The organism is Micromonospora chalcea (genome assembly GCF_028768405.1).
GTDB classification, from domain to species: Bacteria; Actinomycetota; Actinomycetes; order Mycobacteriales; family Micromonosporaceae; genus Micromonospora; species Micromonospora chalcea.
This window is the reverse complement of sequence record NZ_CP118233.1, coordinates 4,945,182-4,963,948: the sequence shown is the minus strand read 5'-3', so window position 1 is coordinate 4,963,948 and position 18,767 is coordinate 4,945,182. Positions and strand designations below refer to the sequence as shown.

Here is an 18,767-nt window from a genome sequence, read left to right as displayed (position 1 = left end):
GGGCGCTCACCGACACAGGAGTCAGCCATGGGCGTATTCGCCAGCACCGACGACCCCGTTTCCACGGGGCATGAGCAGGTCGTGTTCTGCCAGGACAAGCAGTCCGGCCTGAAGGCGATCATCGGGATCTACTCCACCGCGCTGGGCCCCGCGCTCGGCGGGACCCGGTTCTACCCGTACGCCACTGAGGCCGACGCCCTCGCCGACGTGCTCGACCTCTCCCGCGGCATGGCCTACAAGAACGCGCTGGCGAACCTCGACCTCGGTGGCGGCAAGGCGGTCATCTGGGGCGACCCCGAGCAGATCAAGAGCGAGGCGCTGCTGCGCGCGTACGGCCGCTTCGTCGAGTCGCTCAACGGCCGCTACTACACCGCCTGTGACGTCGGCACGTACGTCGCGGACATGGACGTGATCGCGCGCGAGACCCGGTACGTCACCGGCCGCAGCGTGGAGCACGGCGGCGCGGGCGACTCCTCGATCCTCACCGCGTGGGGCGTGTTCCAGGGCATGCGTGCCGCCGCCGAGCACGTCTGGGGCAGCCCGACGCTGGCCGGCCGCCGGGTCGGCGTGGCCGGGCTGGGCAAGGTCGGCAAGTACCTGACCGCCCACCTGCTCGACGACGGCGCCGAGGTCGTGGCGACCGACGTGAACCCGCGCGCCCTGGAGTGGGCGCGCACCACCCACCCGCAGGTCACCCTGGTCGACGACACCGCGGCGCTGGTCGCCTCCGACATCGACGTGTACGCCCCGTGCGCGCTCGGCGGCGCGCTGAACGACGAGACCGTGCCGGTGCTGCGGGCGAAGGTCGTCACCGGAGCGGCGAACAACCAGCTCGCCCACTCGGGCATCGAGAAGGTGCTCGCCGACCGGGGCATCCTCTACACCCCGGACTACGTGGTGAACGCGGGCGGCGTGATCCAGGTGGCCGACGAGATCGAGGGCTTCAACTTCGAGCGCGCCAAGCTGCGCGCCACCCGGATCTTCGACACCACCCGGCAGATCCTCCAGCTCGCCGACGACGAGGGCGTACCCCCGGCGGTGGCCGCGGACCGGCTCGCCGAGCGGCGGATGGCCGAGGTCGGCCGGCTGCGCGCGATCCATCTGCGGTGAAGCTCACCTCCGGGGGCGGAGCGGCGACTCCACCCCCGGAGGCCGTGCGCGTTAAGCTGAGCCTCGGGCCCGTTCGTACCCATTTGTCCGCTGTCACGGCCAGCCCCGGACCTTACCCCTTACCCGGTACACTTGGTGACGGCTGGACCACTGCGACGCGCAGGTCCGGTCGACGGTGACCCGAGGTGCCGAACGATGGCATCCCCATGTACCGTAAGAGCCACGAGAGATGCCTGACGTCATCGGGGCCCGCCTTCGGGCTGCCCCGCATTCTGTGCGAGGGGGTCGAGCCATGGGGCGCGGCCGTGCTAAGGCCAAGCAGACGAAGGTGGCGCGGGAGTTGAAGTATCACTCCCCGAACACCGACCTAACCGCCTTGCAGCGCGAACTGGCGGGTAGTGGGAAGTCTGAGCACAACTTCGACGACGACTACAAAGAGTATGTCGACGACGATGACGAGGACCACGCGGACGACGACCCGGACACCTGGGCTCGTCCGACCCGCTGACCTCCGGTCACATCTGAGCACGCGGTAACCCCCGCGTGCTCACGCATGTGCTCTGCTGAGCCGGCGTACGACCGACGATCAGGGACCTGCCGTGCCGGGGTGCCGCCCCGACTCGCCGGCAGGTCTCTGATCGCGGAACCGAGCCCTCAGCGCGGCCGGTTGTTCCAGTTGTAGAACGTCGGGATGTTCTCGAAGTGGTTCCAGGCGCAGACCGCGTTGGCGCCGTCGCCGCCCGACACCTCCGCCCGCAGCAGCCGCGCCGCCTCCGCCTCACGGAGCAGAGCGGTAAGCCCCGCAGCGGCGTCCCGCACCCGGTCGGCCACTGCCCCCCGGTCGGTGTCACTGATGGTCTCGGGCATGCTCCAACACTCCCTCCAGTAGGCGGATCTTGCTGTTCCGGCAGTGCTCGGTCTCCGTACCGTCGAAACGCCCCAGCTCGAAGTAGCGGTTGGCGGCGTGCCCACCCCCACAGAAGCCGAAGTACGCGCAGGACGTCCGGCACGCCTCCACGCCGGTGAGGAACTCGCCCACCCAGGGCGTGCCGGCCGCGTCGGCGAGGATCTCGCCCAGCGGGGTGGTGAGCACGTTCCCGCTGGTGAAGTCGCCGTAGTGCGGGTCCGTGAAGCCGGCCAGCTCCGGCGAGAGCACCACCACCGAACCGTCGTGCCCGACCGTCGGGATCGGGTCGAGGCGGCGGGGCAGCAGGTCGTCGGCGGTGCCGGCCAGCACCGCGCCCGCGTACCGCAGCGACCACTCCACCTCGCGCAGGTGGATCCGGGGATCACGCCGCCAGGCCGCGACCAGCTCCGCCCAGAACCCGGTGACCGCGCCCGCGTCCCGGGCGTTGGTCCGGGTGTTGACGCCCTCGGTCTCCTCGATGTTGACGCCGAGCACGTCGCAGCCCAGGTCGAGGAAGTAGTCGTACAGCTCGGTCGCCAGGCCCGGCTCCGGCCGGGACACCACAGCCAGCGCCGAGAACGGCACGCCGTGGCGGCGCAGCGCCGCCACCCCGGCCACGATCCGGTCGTACGCGGGCCGCCCGCCCCGGGTGACCCGCTCGGCGTTGCGGGCCCGTGGCCCGTCCACGCTGACGCTGACCCGCACCCGGTGCTCGGCGAAGAACGCGCACCAGGCGTCGTCGATCAGCGTGGCGTTCGTCTGCACGTGGTGCTCGACGTCCGGCCCGAACGGCGCCAGCAGGGCGGCCAGATGCTCCCGGCCGGCCGCGAGCGGCTCGCCGCCGTGCCAGACCACGGAGAAGCGACCACCCGTCGCCCACGGGTTCACCGACGCCGCCACCGCCTCGGCGACGGCCACCGGCATCCGCCGATCGGCCGCCCGAAGCGGCAGGTAGCAGTAGGCGCAGTCGAGGTTGCACAGGGTGGTCGGCTGCATCACCACGTACGACGGGACGGCGGCGATACCCCGCATCCCTTCGGGCGCACGTGCGGCCATCAGCACCTCCCCCGCCTGCCTGAAAACCGAACCTCCAGGCTAGGCCGCGGCGACCGCTCGGGTGAACCCCCGATCAGGTGCCCGGCCGATCGGCGCAGGGTGATCAGCCCCGGGTGTGCTGCCCGACCATCTGCACGTTGCCGGACCCCTCGATGATCTCGCCCGCCTGCCAGGCGTCCACGCCCCGGCCGGTCAGGGTGGCCAGCGCGCGGTCGGCGTCCTCGGCGGAGACGATCGCGAACATGCCGACGCCCATGTTGAACGTCGCCTCCATCTCCGGGTCCTCGATCCGGCCCTTGGTCTGGATCAGGTCGAAGATCGGCTGCGGCTTCCAGGTGGAGCGGTTGACCACGGCGTCGACGTGCTCGGGTAGCACCCGGACCAGGTTGCCGGGGATGCCGCCGCCGGTGACGTGGGCCAGCGCCCGCACCTCGGCCTCGGCGATCAGCTTGAGGCAGTCCTGCGCGTAGATCTTGGTCGGGGTGAGCAGTTCCTCGCCGAGCGTCCGCTGGCGGCCGAAGTCGTCGATCACCACGTCCAGCCGCATCCGGCCGGCGCCCAGCAGCACGTGCCGGACCAGGGAGTAGCCGTTGGAGTGCAGGCCGGAGGAGCGCATGGCGATCACCACGTCACCCACCTCCACCCGCTCCGGGGTGAGGATCTCGCTCTCCTCCACCACGCCGACGCCGGTGGCGGAGATGTCGTACTCGTCGGGGCGCAGCACGCCCGGGTGCTCGGCGGTCTCGCCACCCAGCAGCGCGCAGCCGGCGTACCGGCAGCCGTCCGCGATGCCCGCGCCGATCTCGGCGACCTTGTCCGGCACGACCTCGCCGGTGGCGATGTAGTCGAGCAGGAACAGCGGCTCGGCGCCGCAGGCGACCAGGTCGTCGACGACCATGGCGACCAGGTCGATGCCGACCGTGTCGTGGATGTCGAGCTGCTGCGCGATCACCAGCTTGGTGCCGACGCCGTCGGTCGAGGAGGCCAGGATCGGATTCTTGTACTTCTTCGTGTCCAGCCGGAACAAGCCGGCGAAGCCGCCCAGGTCACCCAGGACCTCCGGGCGCCGGGTCTCCTTGACCTTGGACTTGAGCAGCTCGACCGCGCGGTCGCCCGCCTCGATCGACACCCCGGCGTCGGCGTACGAGACCGAGCGTTTGCGCTGCGTCCGGCCGGACCCCGCCGACCAGGGCTGGCGGTCGCCGCCGGCGCCCGTCGGGCTGGATCCTGCGCCGCTGCGCTCGGACACGTGCGTCACGGTTCTCCCCTTTGTGGTTCCCGCGAGCCCGGAGCGGCCGGACCCGCGTCGGTGGTGCTACGGGTGGTGGGTCGGTGTGGCGACGAGCGGACCGGTCGGCCCGGCCGCCTCGGCGGCGACCCGGCGTCCCACTCCTTCGAGCACGTGCTTGCCGATCAGGTTCCCGGCCGGCAGTTCGATCGGATACTCCCCATCGAAGCACGCCCGGCAGAGCCGGCTCTTCGGCTGCTCGGTCGCGGCGATGAGACCGGGCAGCGATACGTACCCGAGCGTGTCGGCGCCGATCGAGCGCCGGATGCCCTCGTTGTCCAGCCCGTTGGCCAGCAGTTCGGCCCGGGTGGCGAAGTCGATGCCGTAGAAGCAGGGCCAGCTCACCGGCGGCGAGGAGATCCGGACATGGACCTCCAGGGCGCCCGCCTCGCGCAGCAACCGGACGATCGCCCGCTGGGTGGTGCCCCGGACGATCGAGTCGTCCACCACCACCAGGCGCTTGCCGCGTACGTTCTGCCGCAGCGGGTTCAGCTTCAGCCGGACGCCGAGCGCGCGCAGCGTCTGCGAGGGCTGGATGAAGGTGCGCCCGACGTACGGGTTCTTCATCAGGCCCTGGCCGTAGGTGATGCCTGATTCCTCGGCGTAGCCGATCGCGGCCGGCGTGCCGGACTCCGGCACCGGGATCACCAGGTCGGCCTCGACCGGGTGCTCCTTGGCGAGCTGACGGCCGATCTGCACCCGCGCGGCGTGCACGTTACGGCCGGCGATGGTGGCGTCCGGCCGGGCGATGTACACGTACTCGAAGAGGCAGCCCTTGGGCTCGGGCGCGGCGAACCGGCTGGAGCGCAGCCCGTTCTCGTCGATGGCGATCAGCTCGCCCGGCTCGACCTCGCGGACCACGCTCGCGCCGACGATGTCCAGCGCGGCGGTCTCGCTGGCCACCACCCAGCCGCGTTCGAGCCGGCCGAGCACCAGCGGGCGTACGCCGTGCGCGTCGCGCGCCGCGTAGAGCGTCGACTCGTCCATGAACACGAAGCTGAACGCGCCGCGCAGTTGCGGCAGCACCTCCAGCGCCGCCGCCTCGACCGACAGGTCGGGCCGGCTGGCCAGCAGCATCGTCACCAGCGAGGTGTCGTTCGTCGAGCCGTCCGAGTCGAGCCCGCGCACTGCGGCCTCGCGCTGCAGCTCGGCGGTGTTGACCAGGTTGCCGTTGTGCGCCAGCGCGATGGTGGTGCCGGCGCTGGTGGCGCGGATCGTCGGCTGGGCGTTCTCCCAGGTCGAGCCGCCGGTGGTGGAGTAGCGCGCGTGCCCGATCGCGACGTGCCCGCGCAGGCTCGCCAGCGTCGGCTCGTCGAACACCTGGGCGACCAGGCCGAGATCCTTGTAGACCACGACGCCGGAACCGTCGCTCACTGCGATGCCCGCGGCCTCCTGGCCCCGGTGCTGGAGGGCGTAGAGCCCGAAGTAGGTGAGGTTGGCGACCTCTTCCCCGGGGGCCCAGACGCCGAAGACGCCGCACGCGTCCTGGGGGCCGGGTCGCTCGGGGTCAAGGTCGTGGCTCAGCCGGCCATCGCCTCGGGGCACCTGCCGCTCCCTCTTGGTGGGGTCTGGACTGGCCTGGCGGAGTCGGGGGTCAGCTCCGCACGCTATGGGCCGGGACCGTCGTCGGCTCTCAGTGTACGCGAACAGCAGTCGATACCGACAGTCACGGAGTCCCCGCTCAGGGTGAGTGCAGTTTGCGGCGGTCCGCCGGCTAAATCGGAAGGTACGCGGAAAGGTCGGCCCGGTTGCCCGACACCCGTACGCGACCGTCGGTGACCGCTCGCGCCCAGTCGAGGCGTCCGGTGGCGAGCGCCAGCCACGTCGGCGGGTCCATCTCCACCACGTTCGGGGGCGTGCCGCGGGTGTGTCGTGGACCACTCACGCACTGCACCGCACCGTAGGGTGGGACGCGCACCTCCACCGATCGGCCGGGGGCGCGATCCGTGAGGGCAGCCAAGAGGGTCCGGACCGCCTCCCGGAGGACCGGCCGTTCGGGCGTACGCCCCTCGTCCAGCGCCGCCAGGGCGGCGAGTACCGCTTCGGAATAAGCGTGCGGAGAGGACACGACGGGACGATACGACCCGGCAGAACGCCGCCCTGCGGCGGCCCTGGGTAGAGATGATCCGGTCAGACAAGGCATAGTTGCCGACGGCGTTATTCGTACCGTGAGTGATCAACCTCGGCCGAGCGGCCGGCGGAGAGATCAGACCCGGAAGGCGGTGGACGTGTCAACACACCGACGTGCCTGGAAGCAGCGGGCCGGTGTGGTCGTAGCGCTGGTCTTCGGCGCCCTGCTCACCGTCCCCGCCACCCCCGCCCTCGCGGCGAACCCGGACGTGCAGATCACCAGCCTGTCGAGGGACTCGCTGTCGAGCGGTCAGTCGACGCCCATGAGCTTCACCGTCAAGAACAACAATGACTCGCCCAGCGTTTTCAGCGTCAGCGTCGACACCTTCGACGGTCTGAAGTGCCAGGGCGATTGTCGAGTACCAGCTCGCTCCATCGGCGGCGGCGAGTCGGCGACCTTCAACGTGACCCTCACCGCCGACAATCTTCCGCCGGGCGACAACAAGTCCGGGCAGGTCCGGGTTTCCGCTCGTGCCGGCGGCGGCGACCAGGGCGGCGACTCGCGCGACATGAGGGTGAGCGGTCCGGACGCGCCGCAGCAGCCGCAGACCGTCAAGACGGTGTCCGGCAAGGTGGTCAACGCGGACGGCGACCCGATCGAAGGTGCCCTCGTCATGCTGCGCGACAGCGCGGGCAAGGAGCGCCGTACCAACACCAGCGGCAACGGCAACTTCAGCTTCAGCGGCTCCGACTCCAACCCGATCGCGCCCGGCCGGATCGAGGTGGGTGCCTCGACCGACGGCGCCACCCCGGTCGCCAGGTCGATAAACGCCAGCGCCGGCCAGTCCGTGACCGGCGTCCGGCTCAGCATTCAGCTGCGGGCGTCGGCGAGCCCGAGCGCCACCCCGTCGGCGAGCGAGTCCGCCCCGCCGTCGGACGAGCCGCTCGAGGAGGACCCGGCCGACACCCCGGCCACCGACGCGCCGGCCGCCCAGGAGCCGACCGCGAACGAGGACTCCGGGGGCATGGGCTCCTGGCTGCTGATCCTGCTCGGCGGCCTGTTCGTCGCCGTCGGTGTGGGCACCATCGTGCTGCTCTACATGCGGCGCAAGAACGAGGGCGACGACGGTGACGGCGACGGCCCGGGTGGACCGGTCGGTCCGGGTGGCCCCGGCGGCGCCGCCGCGGCCGGCGCGATCCCCGCGGCCCGGGGCGCCTACCACGGCACCGACGACCAGACCCGCGTCGTGAACGGCATGGGCGCCGGACCGGCGGCGACGATGGTCGGCGGCCCGTCGATCAGCGACGCCCCCACCATGCTCCAGCGGCCGGTCGTGGACGACGTCCCACCGGACCCGTACGGCGCACCGCCCGGACCGGCGTACGGCGTCGGCGCGGGACAGGCCGGGTACGGCTACGGCGACGACGCGCCCGGGCAGGGCGGCTACGGCGCCGGCAACGGCTACGGCGACGCGCCCGCCTCCGGTGGCGGATACGGCACCGCGCCCTCCTCGGGCGGCGGCTACGGCAACGGTCCGTCCTCCGGGGCCGGCTACGGCAGCCCGGACTACGCCGCGGGCGCCGCGGCCGGCGCGGCCGGATACGCGGCCCAGGGCGGCGGCTACGGCAACGAGCGCTTCGACGAGCCCACCGGCCGCTACACCGGCGACAGCACGCAGTACGCGCCGGCGGCCGACCCGTACCCGACCAGCACCTACCAGCCGGAGCAGGACCGCGGGTACGACCAGTCCGGCCCGGCCGGGTACGGCCGCGGCGCGGAGCAGGGTGACGGCTACCGCTCCGGCGGCGGGTACGGCGCCGCCTCGGGTGGCTACGACAACGCGCCCACCGGCGGCTACGACAGCGGCCGCCAGCAGGGCGGTTACGGCGACGCCCCGGCGGGCGGCTACGGCGGCGCCGGTGGCTACGGCGACGCCCCGGCCGGCGGGTACGGCGACGCGGGCTACGGCGGTGGCCGGGCCACCGGTGGATACGGCGACGCCCCGGCTGGTGGCTACGACAGCGCGCCCGCAGGCGGGTACGACGCCCCGGCCGGTGGCTACGACGCCGGCCGCCAGCAGGGCGGCTACGGCGACGCTCCGGCCGGTGGATACGACAGCCCGGCCGGTGGCTACGACGCCGGCCGCCAGCAGGGCGGCTACGACAACGCCCCGGCCGGTGGCGGCTACGGCAGCACCGGCGGATACGACGGCGGGCACCAGGCGGGCGGATACGGCCAGCAGGGCGGCGGATACGGCGACGGCTACGGCCAGTCCCCGCAGGGTGGCTACGGCCAGCAGGGTGGTTACGGCCAGGAGCCGCCGCAGCAGCGCGGTGGCGGCTACGACAACGCCTACCCCAACGACCCGGCGCAGGCCGGTCGCGCCCGCCCGGACGCGCAGGGGGACCGCGGCGGCCGGCGTCTCGACTGGCTGGACGACTGACAGCCACCAGCACGCACGACTGTGGCCGCCCGCGTTCGCGGGCGGCCACAGTCGTTGGTTGATACCCCGTCGAGCGGGTGGTGGAGCCGGTGACTCAGGCGGCGGCGAAGTAGTCCTGGCGCAGCACCGGCACCACGTCGGAGACGCCGACCTCGGTCGCGACGTCGACGTCCTCGGCGAAGCCACCCTCGGCGAGTTCCCGGCCGGACACGCACCCCCGCACCGCCGCCGGCACATCAGGGGTGCTGGCGAGCGCGGCCAGCGCCATCGCTGCCTCCACCGAAAGTCCGCCGGGCACCCCGGCGAGCGCGTCGAGCACGCAGGCCGCGCCGAGCTGGTCCTCCACGCAGGGCCGCAGTGACCCGTCGGGCCAGCGCTCCCCGGCCGCCACCACACCCACGGGAGCGTCGGTCGAGCCGTACCCCTGGGTGCGGAGCCAGCGCCCGACGGCGCGCGCGTTGCGCAGGCAGGCCGCGACCACCGGCACTCCGGTGGCGCTCGCGGCGGCGCTGATTGCCGAGCCGTTCGGCGACGGCAGCACCAGGTCGGCGACGACGGGCGCGGCCCGCAGCGCCGCCGGGGAGAGCGACCACGGGTGCTCCGCTGTCGTCCTCCGGCGGCCCACCGCGGCTACGGCGCCGACCCGGCGGGCGTAGTCGGCGGCCTGCTCGCCCCACGGGAACGGGTGTACCCGCATGCCGCGGCTCACCGCCACCTCCACGGCGGTGGTGAACGACAGCACGTCCACCACCACCAGGGCGGCGCAGACCCGGCCGAGCTCCGCCGCCCCGGTCAGTCCCCAGTCGAAGCGGGCACCGGCGCCGGGCTGGGCGAAAACGGCCAAGGCCGGGGCCTCAGCGCCGGTCCGGCGCCGGCTCACCGGGAGCCGGGCCGTCGGACCCGTCGGCAGGCGCCGAAGCGTCCTGCGCCGGGGTCGCGTCGGCGGCCGGCGCGGTCTCGTCGGAATCCGCGTCGGACGCGGCCGGAGCGGAGTCGGTGGCGGCCGGCGCGGGCGCCTCGGCCGGCGAGGCGTCCGTGCCCGTCTCGGCGATCGGCTCGGAGGCGACCTCGGCCGGGTCCACGCCGACCGGCTGCTCGGCGGTGGCCGGAAGCACGGTGGTGGTCCCGGTACGGGTCGCCGCCACCTCCACCCGCGCCGCCTCGGCCGCGCCGAACAGGCGCGGCAGCGTGCCGCTGTGCGCCTCGCGCAGCTCGTCCAGGCCGATCCGGAACTGGCCGTGCACCTCCAGCGCGCCGGAGGCCGGGTCGGTGACGCCGATGAACTCCCACGGCACGCCACGCTCGGCGCAGAGGGCGGTGAACGCCTTCTCGTGCCCGCGCGGCACCGACACCAGCGCCCGGCCGGCGGACTCGCTGAACAGGAACACGAACGGCATCGAGCCACCGGCGAAGTGCTCCGGCACCACGACCCGGGCGCCGACGCCGCGGCGCAGGGCCGACTCGACCAGGCTCTGCGCCAGGCCGCCGTCGGAGAGGTCGTGCGCCGAGCTGAGGTGACCGACGCGGGCCGCCTCGGCCAGCAGCTCGGCGAGCTGCCGCTCACGGGCCAGGTCGACCTGCGGCGGGATGCCGCCCAGGTGCTCGTGGGTCACCCAGGCCCACTCCGAGCCGGACAGCTCGACGTGCGTCTCGCCCAGCAGGAAGAGCTGGTCGTGGTCGCCGGCCGCGCGGGGCACGAAGCCCATCGGCACCCGGTTCGCCACGTCGTCGAGCACGCCGAGCACGCCGACCACTGGGGTCGGGTGGATGGCCGCGGCGCCGGTCTGGTTGTAGAAGCTGACGTTGCCGCCGGTCACCGGGATGCCCAGCTCCAGGCAGCCGTCCGCCAGGCCGCGTACGGCCTCGGCGAACTGCCACATCACGCCCGGGTCCTCCGGCGAGCCGAAGTTCAGGCAGTTGGTGACCGCGATCGGCTTCGCGCCGGTCACCGCCACGTTCCGGTACGCCTCGGCCAGCGCCAGCTTCGTCCCGTGGTACGGGTCGAGGCGGGCGTACCGGCCGTTGCCGTCGACGGAGAGCGCGACGCCGAGGCCGCTGCGCTCGTCGATCCGGATCACGCCGGAGTCCTCCGGCTGGGCGAGCACGGTGTTGCCGAGCACGTAGCGGTCGTACTGCTCGGTGACCCAGGTCTTGTCGGCCAGGTTGGGCGACGCGATCATGCGCAGCACGGTCTCCCGGAGCGCCTCCGGGGTGTTCGGCCGGGGCAGCGTCTCGGCGCGGTCGGCCTGGAGCAGGATCAGGTCGGCCGGCTCGCGCATCGGCCGGGCGTAGACCGGGCCGTCGTCGACGAGCGAGCCCGGCGGCACGTCCACCACGAGCTGGTCGCGCCAGGTGACGACCAGGCGGCCCGGCTGGCCGTCCGGGGACGGCGCGGTGACCTCGCCGATGGCGGTGGCCCAGACGCCCCACTTCTCGGCGGTCTTGAGGACCGCGTCGAGCTTGTCCGGCGACACGACGAGCAGCATCCGCTCCTGGGACTCGCTGGCCAGGATCTCGTGCGGCTCCATCGACGGCTCGCGCAGCGGCACCCGCTCCAGCCACACCCGCATGCCGGTGCCGGCGGAGGCGGCGGTCTCGGTGAGCGCGCAGGTCAGGCCGGCGCCGCCGAGGTCCTGGATGCCGACGACCAGTTCGGCGTCGTACAGCTCCAGGCACGCCTCGATCAGCAGCTTCTCCATGAACGGGTCGCCGACCTGCACGGACGGGCGGCGCTGCTCGCTGCCCTCGTCGAAGGTGGCGCTGGCCAGCACCGACACGCCGCCGATGCCGTCGCGGCCGGTCTTGGCGCCCATCAGGACCACGATGTTGCCGGGGCCGGTGGCGTCCTTCTTCTGCAGGCGGTCGACCGGCAGCACGCCCAGGCAGAGCGCGTTGACCAGCGGGTTGCCCTGGTAGCAGGGGTCGAAGACGACCTCGCCGCCGATGTTGGGCAGGCCGAGGCAGTTGCCGTAGCCGCCGACGCCGGCGACCACGCCGGGCAGCACCCGGGCGGTGTCCGGGTGGTCGGCCGCGCCGAAGCGCAGCGGGTCCATCACGGCGACCGGGCGCGCGCCCATGGCGAGGATGTCGCGGACGATGCCGCCGACGCCGGTCGCCGCGCCCTGGTACGGCTCGACGAAGCTCGGGTGGTTGTGCGACTCGACCTTGAAGGTCACCGCCAGCTCGTCGGAGACCTGGACCACGCCGGCGTTCTCCCCGATGCCGGCGAGCAGCCGGTCGCTCGGCGGGGCCTTCTCACCGAACTGGCGCAGGTGCACCTTGCTCGACTTGTAGGAGCAGTGCTCGCTCCACATGATCGAGTACATGGCCAGCTCGGCCTGGGTGGGCCGGCGGCCGAGGATGTGCCGGATCCGGTCGTACTCGTCGTCGCGGAGGCCCAGCTCGGCGTACGGCTGAAGCTCTTCCGGCGTCTCGGCGGCCCGGGGGACGGTGTCCACGCCCGGCGCCCACTCGTCGGTCGGGCCGCCCTGCGGCTCCCGCAGGGCCGGGTCCGGATGGGTGGTCATGACGTCTCCTTGTTGCGCTCGCCGCCCGTGCGGCGGGTGAGCCGACCGATGATCACGGCCACCATCACGCCGGCGCTCCCACCAGGTGCTTGAGCACCGAGGTGAAGAAGCCGAGGCCGTCCAGGGACGGGCCGGTGAGCGCCTCCACCGCGTGCTCGGGGTGCGGCATGATGCCGACCACGTTGCCGGCCTCGTTGGTGATCGCGGCGATGTCGCGCAGCGATCCGTTGGGGTTGCCGCCGACGTAGCGGGCGACGACGCGGCCCTCGCCCTCCAGCCGGTCGAGCGTCGCGGCGTCCGCGACGTAGCAGCCCTCGCCGTTCTTGACCGGGACGAGCACCTCCTGGCCCGGCTGGAACGCGTTGGTCCAGGCGGTGCCGGTGGCCTCGATCCGCAGGACCTGGTCCCGGTTGCGGAAGTGCAGGTGCTGGTTGCGGGTGAGCGCGCCGGGCAGCAGGTGCGCCTCGCAGAGGATCTGGAAGCCGTTGCAGATGCCGAGCACCGGCAGGCCACCTCGCGCGGCCTGGACGATCGTCTCCATCACCGGGGCGAACCGGGCGATGGCGCCGCAGCGCAGGTAGTCACCGTAGGAGAAGCCGCCGGGCAGGACGACCGCGTCCACCCCGTGCAGGTCCGGGTCGCCGTGCCAGAGCCGGACCGCCTCGGCGCCGGCGATCCGCACGGCGCGGGCCGCGTCCCCGTCGTCGAGCGAGCCGGGGAAGGTCACCACACCGACCCGGGCGGTCACGACTGCGCGCCCGCGGTCTCGTCGGTGTTTACCACGCGGACGGTGAAGTCCTCGATGACCGGGTTGGCCAGCAACTTGTCGGCGATCTCGCGGGCCCGGTCCAGGTCCGGTTCGCCGGTGAACTCGATCTCGATCCGCCTGCCGATCCGAACCGAGGCGACGTCGCTGACGCCGAGCCGGGGCAGCGCGTTCGCGACGGCCTGGCCCTGCGGATCGAGGATCTCGGGCTTGAGCATGACGTCGACTACGACGCGAGGCACGGGGCACTCCTGACTGTGTACGCAGTTGGGTGCCGGCCCACTATCGGGCGAGCGCAGCCAGCCTACCTGGCAGATACCGCCCGGCCCGAACCGGCCGGGGGCAGTTCCGGCAGTGCCGGGCGGGACCGGCGACGCCGGCCGGGCACCGTTGCCCGTTCGTTGCTGCGTCGATGCGAATTCGTTGCGCTCGGTGCCTGTGGGTGACCCTCCGCACCCCCTTCTACCAGGCATTCTGCTGCGAAACGCCCCAGCTTGGACAGGTATCCGACAGCACGTCGACGCGACACGCGGCGGACGTCACGCCATCGGCGTTTTTCGATTCATCTCTTGTGACACCGCGAGGCACGCCCGTAGCATGCATCGTCAGATGTCGATGCACCCGATCGATGTCTCTCGCCGGCTCCCCCGTCCGGCGGGTGTCATTCTGCCCGGCAACCCCGGGCGTCGCGCAGAAGGAGCCCCGACATGCGCCTCCGTCCCCTGCTCGCCGTGCTGACCACCGCGCTGGCCGGTGTCCTGGCCACCGCCTCCGGCGCCGCCGCCGCGCCGGCCGGCCCGCAGCCGATCATCGGTGGCGGCACCGTCTCGTCCGCGCCCTGGGCCGCCGCCGTCTTCAGCAACGGCTCGTTCACCTGCTCCGGCAGCGTGATCGCGCCCCAGTGGGTGCTCACCGCCCGGCACTGCGTCAGCGGCACCATGTCCGTGCGGGTCGGCAGCGTCTACTACGCCTCGGGTGGCGTCACCCGCACCGTGAGCGCCTCCTACACCCGCTACGACCTGGCCCTGCTGCGCCTGTCCAGCACGGTCAGCACCTCCGCCGTCTCGCTCGCCAGCAGCAACCCGCCGGTCGGCTCCACGAACACCATCTACGGCTGGGGCATGACCTGCTACAGCGGTTGCGGCGCGTCGCCCCAGCTCAAGACCGCGAGCGTACGGGTGACCAGCACCAGCGTCACCGACGCGTACGGCGGCCAGGCGATCCGGAGCACCCGGGTCAACGGCAACGCCTGGCGGGGCGACTCGGGTGGCCCGCAGTTCTACAACGGCCAGCAGGTCGGCGTGGCCTCCACCGCCGACGGCCAGAGCATCCAGAACTACGGCAGTGTCGCGTACAACCGGTCCTGGATCGCCTCGACGGCCGGTGTCTGACGGTTGATGCCGATGCGGCGCGGATCGGCCGGGAGCAGCCCGGCCGTCCGCGCCGCGTCGTTTTTCAGCATGCGATCAGCTGAACACGGCTCCCGAACCACCCGGCCGAGGGCTGACAGCATCGGAAACGTGCTGGTCGTGACGACGGATCAACTGCCTGGCTACGAGATCCGCCAGATCCTCGGCGAAGTGGTCTCGTCGATGGCGAGGACCCGCAACCCGTACCGCGAGGGGGTCAAGAACCTGCGCGGTGGCGCATACGACCCGCTGGCGCCGGACAACCTGACCCGGTGGCGTACCGACTCGGTGGCCCGGCTCGGCGAGGAGGCCCGCCGCCTCGGCGCGAACGCGGTGATCGGCATGCGCTTCGACAGCCGCGACTGCGGCGAGATGTGGATGGAGATCTGCGCGTACGGCACGGCGGTGATCGTCGCGCCCAAGATGCCGGACGTCATGCCGCCGGACCAGCCGGCGATCGCGGCCGAGACCGCCCACGACCCGGAGATCGCCTCCGCCCCGGGCGGCATCGCCGAACCGGCCAGCGCCCCCAACCTGAGTTCCGCAGCCGAAACCCCCACCGGCCCCTGACCCCTCCCACCACCCCGTTGATCAAGGAGTTTGTGTCACTGCGACGCTCCGCGCAGGACACAAACTCCTTGATCACCGAGAAGAGGGCCGGGCCGGGCCGGTCAGAGGATGGGGGGCGGGGAGTAGGTCGCGGCCTGGGGGTGGGTCTGCACTACCCCGGTGATTCGTGCGGTCACGCGGTTGACCTGGTCGGCGGCGGCGCCAACGAAGGCGTTGCGGTCGGCCACCAGGGTGTCGATCTCGGCCCGGGTCAGGCCCAGCCGGCCGTCGGCGGCCAGGCGGTCGAACAGGTCGTTCTCCGCCGCGCCCTTCTCCCGCATGGCCAGCGCCACGGCGACCGCGTGCTCCTTGATCACCTCGTGCGCGACCTCCCGGCCGACACCCCGGCGTACGGCTGCCACCAGGATCTTCGTCGTGGCGAGGAACGGCAGGAAGCGCTCCAGCTCCCGGTTGATCACCGCTGGGTACGGACCGAACTCGTCCAGCACGGTGAGGAACGTCTGGAACAGGCCGTCGGCAGCGAAGAACGCATCAGGCAGCGCCACCCGGCGTACCACCGAGCAGGAGACGTCCCCCTCGTTCCACTGGTCACCGGCCAGCTCGCCGACCATCGACAGGTAACCCCTGATGATCACCGCGAAGCCGTTCACCCGCTCCGACGAGCGCGTGTTCATCTTGTGCGGCATGGCGCTGGACCCGACCTGGCCCGGCTTGAAGCCCTCGGTGACCAGCTCCTGGCCCACCATCAGCCGGATCGTGGTGGCCAGCGACGACGGCGCGGCGGCCACCTGGGCCAGCGCGGAGAGCACGTCGAAGTCCAGCGAACGCGGGTAGACCTGGCCGACGCTGTCCAGCACCCGGCTGAAGCCCAGGTGCCCGGCGACCCGGCGCTCCAGCTCGGCCACCTTCCCGGCGTCGCCGTCGAACAGGTCGAGCTGGTCGGCGGCGGTGCCCACCGGCCCCTTGATCCCCCGCAGCGGGTAGCGGCCGATCAGGTCCTCCAGCCGCTCGTACGCGATCAGCAGCTCCTCCGCGGCGGACGCGAAGCGCTTGCCGAGCGTGGTGGCCTGCGCGGCGACGTTGTGCGACCGGCCGGTCATCACCAGCGCCGAGTACTCGCCCGCGTGCCAGCCCAGCCGGGCCAGCGTGGCGACCACCCGGTCCCGGATCAGCTCCAGCGAGGCACGGATCTGGAGCTGCTCGACGTTCTCGGTGAGGTCCCGGGAGGTCATCCCCTTGTGCACGTGCTCGTGCCCGGCGAGCGCGCTGAACTCCTCGATCCGGGCCTTCACGTCGTGCCGGGTGACCCGCTCCCGCGCCGCGATCGAGGCCAGGTCGACGTCGTCGACCACCCGCTCGTACGCCTCGACCACACCGTCCGGCACCGGCACGCCGAGATCACGCTGGGCCTTGAGCACCGCCAGCCAGAGCCGGCGCTCCATCCGGACCTTCTCCTCGGGCGACCAGAGGGCGACCAGTTCGGGCGATGCGTACCGGTTGGCGAGCACGTTCGGGATCGTCGTCACGGCCCTCATTCTCGCGTACCCGCCGACCGGCGCCCGGTCGGGTTACGTCACACCTGCTTGCACATTACCGGCGCGTCGATCGCCATCGACGGTGGCGCCATCGCCTGACCCGGTTGCCGCCGCGATCGAAGGCCGGGGCAGCGGTCTCGTTCACTACCGCTGCCCCGTGGCGGCTACCTCAGGGGAGCAAGCGCTATCGCGGGGTCGAAAGCGACGGCCTGCTGCTGCGCGGCGGTCAGCGGGTACTTCCCGCTCGGCGGGTCGCCGGCGAGGGTGACCGAAAGCCACGAGCCGTCCTTGCGCCGGACGTCGATCTCCCGCTCGCCCGCAACGCCCGAACCTTCCCGACGCGTACTGGTGACGGTGCGGTACCGCTCACCGTGCGGCCCGACCCCCGCCTCGCAGCTGTAGACCTTGGTCGGCTTCCCGCAGGTCAGATCCCCGAAGAAGCCTGGATCGGTCCGCCAGATCTGGACCGAGAAGAGTCCGGTCGTGCCGCCGACCAGGAGCCGGCCTTGCCCCCAGTAGGCGTCGGCCGTGTTCTCCCCGCCGCCCTCGTCCCAGACCGACGCGAGGTCGGTCGGGGTCTCAGCGGCACCGTCTGCACCCTTGACCCCTGGTGCCTGCCGTCGCAGCGCCGCGAAAACCGCGTTGTCGATGCGGTTCTGCTCGGCCGGGTCGAACTGGCCGCTGGGCGGGGAAGGGCTCGGCGGCGGAGCCGGCGCCTCGGAGAGCAGCGGCGGCGGGGTCAGCACCACGCCGGGCGGCACCGGGGCCAGTGCGAGGGCCGGGTCGAGCGCAATCGTGGTCTGCTGTTCGACGGTGAGCGGCAGCGCGCCGTCGAGCCGCGACCTGTCACTCATCAAGGTCACTGACACCAACATGTCGCCCGGCAGCAGCACCGTCACGAGTCGCGTACTCGAAACGAGCTGCCGGCCGTTCCGATCCTTGTCGGTCCGGCCGCTAGTCGACATCTGGATCCGCTCGCCGTTCGATCCCACACTGTCCTGGCAGCTCTCCTGATGGGAAATGTAGGCACAGGACATGCGGGTTCGTCGACTCGCGAACCGTTCGATCTGCACCATGAGGTGCCCCTCGACCCCGTCGACCGCGATCCCCCCCTGCCCGAAGTAGTGCTCGATCGTGTTCGGCGGCTTGGCCCCTTGCCGCCACCGCGGCGGGGAGCCCACCCACTTCACCTCGGGCGCCTGGCGGGTCACCGCCGCGATGACCGCAGCGTCCAGGCGCGCGACGTCCTCCGGGGTGCCAGCCACGGTGGTGATCCGCGGGCGCTCAGCGGGGGCCGGCTGCCGCCCGGCCGCCGGCAGCACGAGGGCTGCCGTGGCGATCACACCCAGCACCGTCGCCGCCGCGCCGCCGCAGGCCCCCCAGAGGCGCAACCTGCGATTGCGGCGCTGCCGCCCGATCACCTGGTCGACATTGATCGTCGAGGCGGGCGAGTCGCCGATGGCCTCGTCCAGAACCTGACGGTAGCTCATGCCCACTCCTCCATGGGTCGGCCCGAGGCATTGCTGGCGAGGACGCGGAGCGTGTCGAGACCGCGGGCCGCCTGGCTCTTCACCGTGCCGGGGCTGATTCCTAACGCCTCGGCGGTCTCCTCCACGGACAGGTCGCAGTAGAAGCGCAGCACGATCACCGCTCGCCGCCGCGCCGGCAACTGGTCCAGCAGGGCGAGCAGCGCCTGCCGGTCGGCCAGGGCGGCGTACGGCATCGTCAGATCGACCTGCTCCGGAACCTCGTCGGTCGCCCGCTCGCGCCGCCAGGGTCGCCGCCGCTCGTCCAGCCAGGCGTTTGTGAGCATTCCGCGCACGTACGCGTCGATGTTCTCCGCCGCGCGGACCCGGCGCCAGTGCCGGTAGAGCTTGCCGATCGTGATGGAGACCAGGTCGTCGGCGGTGTGCCACTCGCGGCAGAGGAGGTATGCGGTGCGGCGCAACGACTCCAGCCGGGCGGTGACGAACTGCCGGTACTCGTCTTCCTCGGCCCGGTTCACGTCCCGGAGCCTCTCGTACGCCTCATGCCCAGGTGACGCGGCTGAGCCGCCCTCGGGTTGCTCCGGGCGCCGACGGGAAC

General features: G+C 72.4%; 17 protein-coding genes. 5 read left to right on the top strand and 12 right to left on the bottom strand.

Going from position 1 to position 18,767, the window contains the following annotated elements:
* The first annotated feature begins 27 nt into the window (after positions 1-27).
* Positions 28-1,110, top strand: a complete 1,083-nt coding sequence (locus PVK74_RS22135) for a Glu/Leu/Phe/Val family dehydrogenase (protein WP_069088136.1) — start codon at positions 28-30, stop codon at positions 1,108-1,110.
* A gap of 292 nt (positions 1,111-1,402) precedes the next feature.
* The gene (locus tag PVK74_RS22130; RefSeq protein ID WP_013283429.1) at positions 1,403-1,618 is read left to right on the top strand and encodes a DUF3073 domain-containing protein; all 216 of its coding nucleotides are present in this window, start codon (positions 1,403-1,405) and stop codon (positions 1,616-1,618) included.
* Positions 1,619-1,764: 146 nt separating this feature from the next.
* On the opposite strand, the gene amcA is transcribed toward PVK74_RS22130, so the two are convergent.
* The 5 genes from amcA to PVK74_RS22105 form a co-directional block, all read right to left on the bottom strand.
* A complete protein-coding gene (amcA, locus tag PVK74_RS22125; RefSeq protein WP_030500600.1) occupies positions 1,765-1,977 on the bottom strand; it encodes a multiple cyclophane-containing RiPP AmcA in 213 nt (70 codons plus the stop codon).
* Positions 1,958-3,049 (bottom strand): cyclophane-forming radical SAM peptide maturase AmcB, encoded by a 1,092-nt coding sequence (amcB, locus tag PVK74_RS22120; RefSeq protein WP_176722793.1) that lies wholly within the window; start codon positions 3,047-3,049, stop codon positions 1,958-1,960. The genes amcA and amcB overlap by 20 nt, the downstream gene beginning before the upstream one ends.
* Before the next feature lie 127 nt (positions 3,050-3,176).
* Positions 3,177-4,331 carry a phosphoribosylformylglycinamidine cyclo-ligase gene (gene purM / locus PVK74_RS22115; protein ID WP_043327537.1) on the bottom strand — a complete coding sequence of 385 codons (1,155 nt, stop codon included), beginning with the start codon at positions 4,329-4,331 and terminating at the stop codon, positions 3,177-3,179.
* 57 nt (positions 4,332-4,388) lie between these two features.
* Positions 4,389-5,906 (bottom strand): amidophosphoribosyltransferase, encoded by a 1,518-nt coding sequence (gene purF / locus PVK74_RS22110; protein ID WP_030500597.1) that lies wholly within the window; start codon positions 5,904-5,906, stop codon positions 4,389-4,391.
* A 169-nt stretch (positions 5,907-6,075) separates the two neighbouring features.
* A complete protein-coding gene (locus tag PVK74_RS22105; RefSeq protein WP_043327538.1) occupies positions 6,076-6,429 on the bottom strand; it encodes a sterol carrier family protein in 354 nt (117 codons plus the stop codon).
* A gap of 160 nt (positions 6,430-6,589) precedes the next feature.
* On the opposite strand from PVK74_RS22105, the gene PVK74_RS22100 reads away from it, so the two are divergent.
* Entirely contained in the window at positions 6,590-8,875 is a 2,286-nt protein-coding gene (locus tag PVK74_RS22100) for a carboxypeptidase-like regulatory domain-containing protein (protein ID WP_274477116.1), read from the top strand.
* 94 nt (positions 8,876-8,969) lie between these two features.
* On the opposite strand, the gene PVK74_RS22095 is transcribed toward PVK74_RS22100, so the two are convergent.
* The 4 genes from PVK74_RS22095 to purS all read right to left on the bottom strand — a co-directional run bounded on the left by PVK74_RS22095 (position 8,970) and on the right by purS (position 13,410).
* A complete protein-coding gene (locus tag PVK74_RS22095) occupies positions 8,970-9,719 on the bottom strand; it encodes a 2-phosphosulfolactate phosphatase (protein WP_064448462.1) in 750 nt (249 codons plus the stop codon).
* Positions 9,720-9,729: 10 nt separating this feature from the next.
* Positions 9,730-12,402, bottom strand: coding sequence for a phosphoribosylformylglycinamidine synthase subunit PurL (gene purL, locus PVK74_RS22090; protein WP_187692731.1), 2,673 nt, complete (start codon positions 12,400-12,402; stop codon positions 9,730-9,732).
* 64 nt (positions 12,403-12,466) lie between these two features.
* Complete coding sequence (gene purQ / locus PVK74_RS22085; protein WP_043327540.1) at positions 12,467-13,150, bottom strand: phosphoribosylformylglycinamidine synthase subunit PurQ; 684 nt, start codon at positions 13,148-13,150, stop codon at positions 12,467-12,469.
* On the bottom strand, positions 13,147-13,410 hold the full coding sequence (gene purS / locus PVK74_RS22080) for a phosphoribosylformylglycinamidine synthase subunit PurS (protein WP_043327541.1): 264 nt from the start codon (positions 13,408-13,410) through the stop codon (positions 13,147-13,149). Before purS ends, purQ begins: the two co-directional genes overlap by 4 nt.
* 465 nt (positions 13,411-13,875) lie before the next feature.
* Between purS and PVK74_RS22075 the strand changes: the two genes are divergently transcribed.
* Both PVK74_RS22075 and PVK74_RS22070 read left to right on the top strand, forming a co-directional pair.
* Entirely contained in the window at positions 13,876-14,559 is a 684-nt protein-coding gene (locus PVK74_RS22075; protein ID WP_043327542.1) for a S1 family peptidase, read from the top strand.
* A gap of 12 nt (positions 14,560-14,571) precedes the next feature.
* Positions 14,572-15,147 (top strand): YbjQ family protein, encoded by a 576-nt coding sequence (locus PVK74_RS22070; RefSeq protein ID WP_181373706.1) that lies wholly within the window; start codon positions 14,572-14,574, stop codon positions 15,145-15,147.
* A gap of 101 nt (positions 15,148-15,248) precedes the next feature.
* On the opposite strand, the gene purB is transcribed toward PVK74_RS22070, so the two are convergent.
* From purB to PVK74_RS22055, 3 genes are all read right to left on the bottom strand, one after another.
* Positions 15,249-16,673, bottom strand: a complete 1,425-nt coding sequence (purB, locus tag PVK74_RS22065) for an adenylosuccinate lyase (RefSeq protein WP_030500589.1) — start codon at positions 16,671-16,673, stop codon at positions 15,249-15,251.
* Positions 16,674-16,846: 173 nt separating this feature from the next.
* On the bottom strand, positions 16,847-18,172 hold the full coding sequence (locus tag PVK74_RS22060) for a hypothetical protein (RefSeq protein WP_274477115.1): 1,326 nt from the start codon (positions 18,170-18,172) through the stop codon (positions 16,847-16,849).
* Positions 18,169-18,687, bottom strand: a complete 519-nt coding sequence (locus tag PVK74_RS22055; RefSeq protein WP_274477114.1) for a SigE family RNA polymerase sigma factor — start codon at positions 18,685-18,687, stop codon at positions 18,169-18,171. The genes PVK74_RS22060 and PVK74_RS22055 overlap by 4 nt, the downstream gene beginning before the upstream one ends.
* Between the last annotated feature and the right edge of the window lie 80 nt (positions 18,688-18,767).

What these genes read in the sequence shown, in the direction of transcription:
- amcB (WP_176722793.1), bottom strand. Translation starts at nt 3,049, where the DNA reads ATGCGGGGTATCGCCGCCGTCCCGTCGTACGTGGTGATGCAGCCGACC.
- PVK74_RS22135 (WP_069088136.1), top strand. Translation starts at nt 28, where the DNA reads ATGGGCGTATTCGCCAGCACCGACGACCCCGTTTCCACGGGGCATGAG.
- PVK74_RS22075 (WP_043327542.1), top strand. Translation starts at nt 13,876, where the DNA reads ATGCGCCTCCGTCCCCTGCTCGCCGTGCTGACCACCGCGCTGGCCGGT.
- PVK74_RS22070 (WP_181373706.1), top strand. Translation starts at nt 14,572, where the DNA reads ATGCGGCGCGGATCGGCCGGGAGCAGCCCGGCCGTCCGCGCCGCGTCG.
- purL (WP_187692731.1), bottom strand. Translation starts at nt 12,402, where the DNA reads ATGACCACCCATCCGGACCCGGCCCTGCGGGAGCCGCAGGGCGGCCCG.
- PVK74_RS22060 (WP_274477115.1), bottom strand. Translation starts at nt 18,172, where the DNA reads ATGAGCTACCGTCAGGTTCTGGACGAGGCCATCGGCGACTCGCCCGCC.
- PVK74_RS22130 (WP_013283429.1), top strand. Translation starts at nt 1,403, where the DNA reads ATGGGGCGCGGCCGTGCTAAGGCCAAGCAGACGAAGGTGGCGCGGGAG.
- amcA (WP_030500600.1), bottom strand. Translation starts at nt 1,977, where the DNA reads ATGCCCGAGACCATCAGTGACACCGACCGGGGGGCAGTGGCCGACCGG.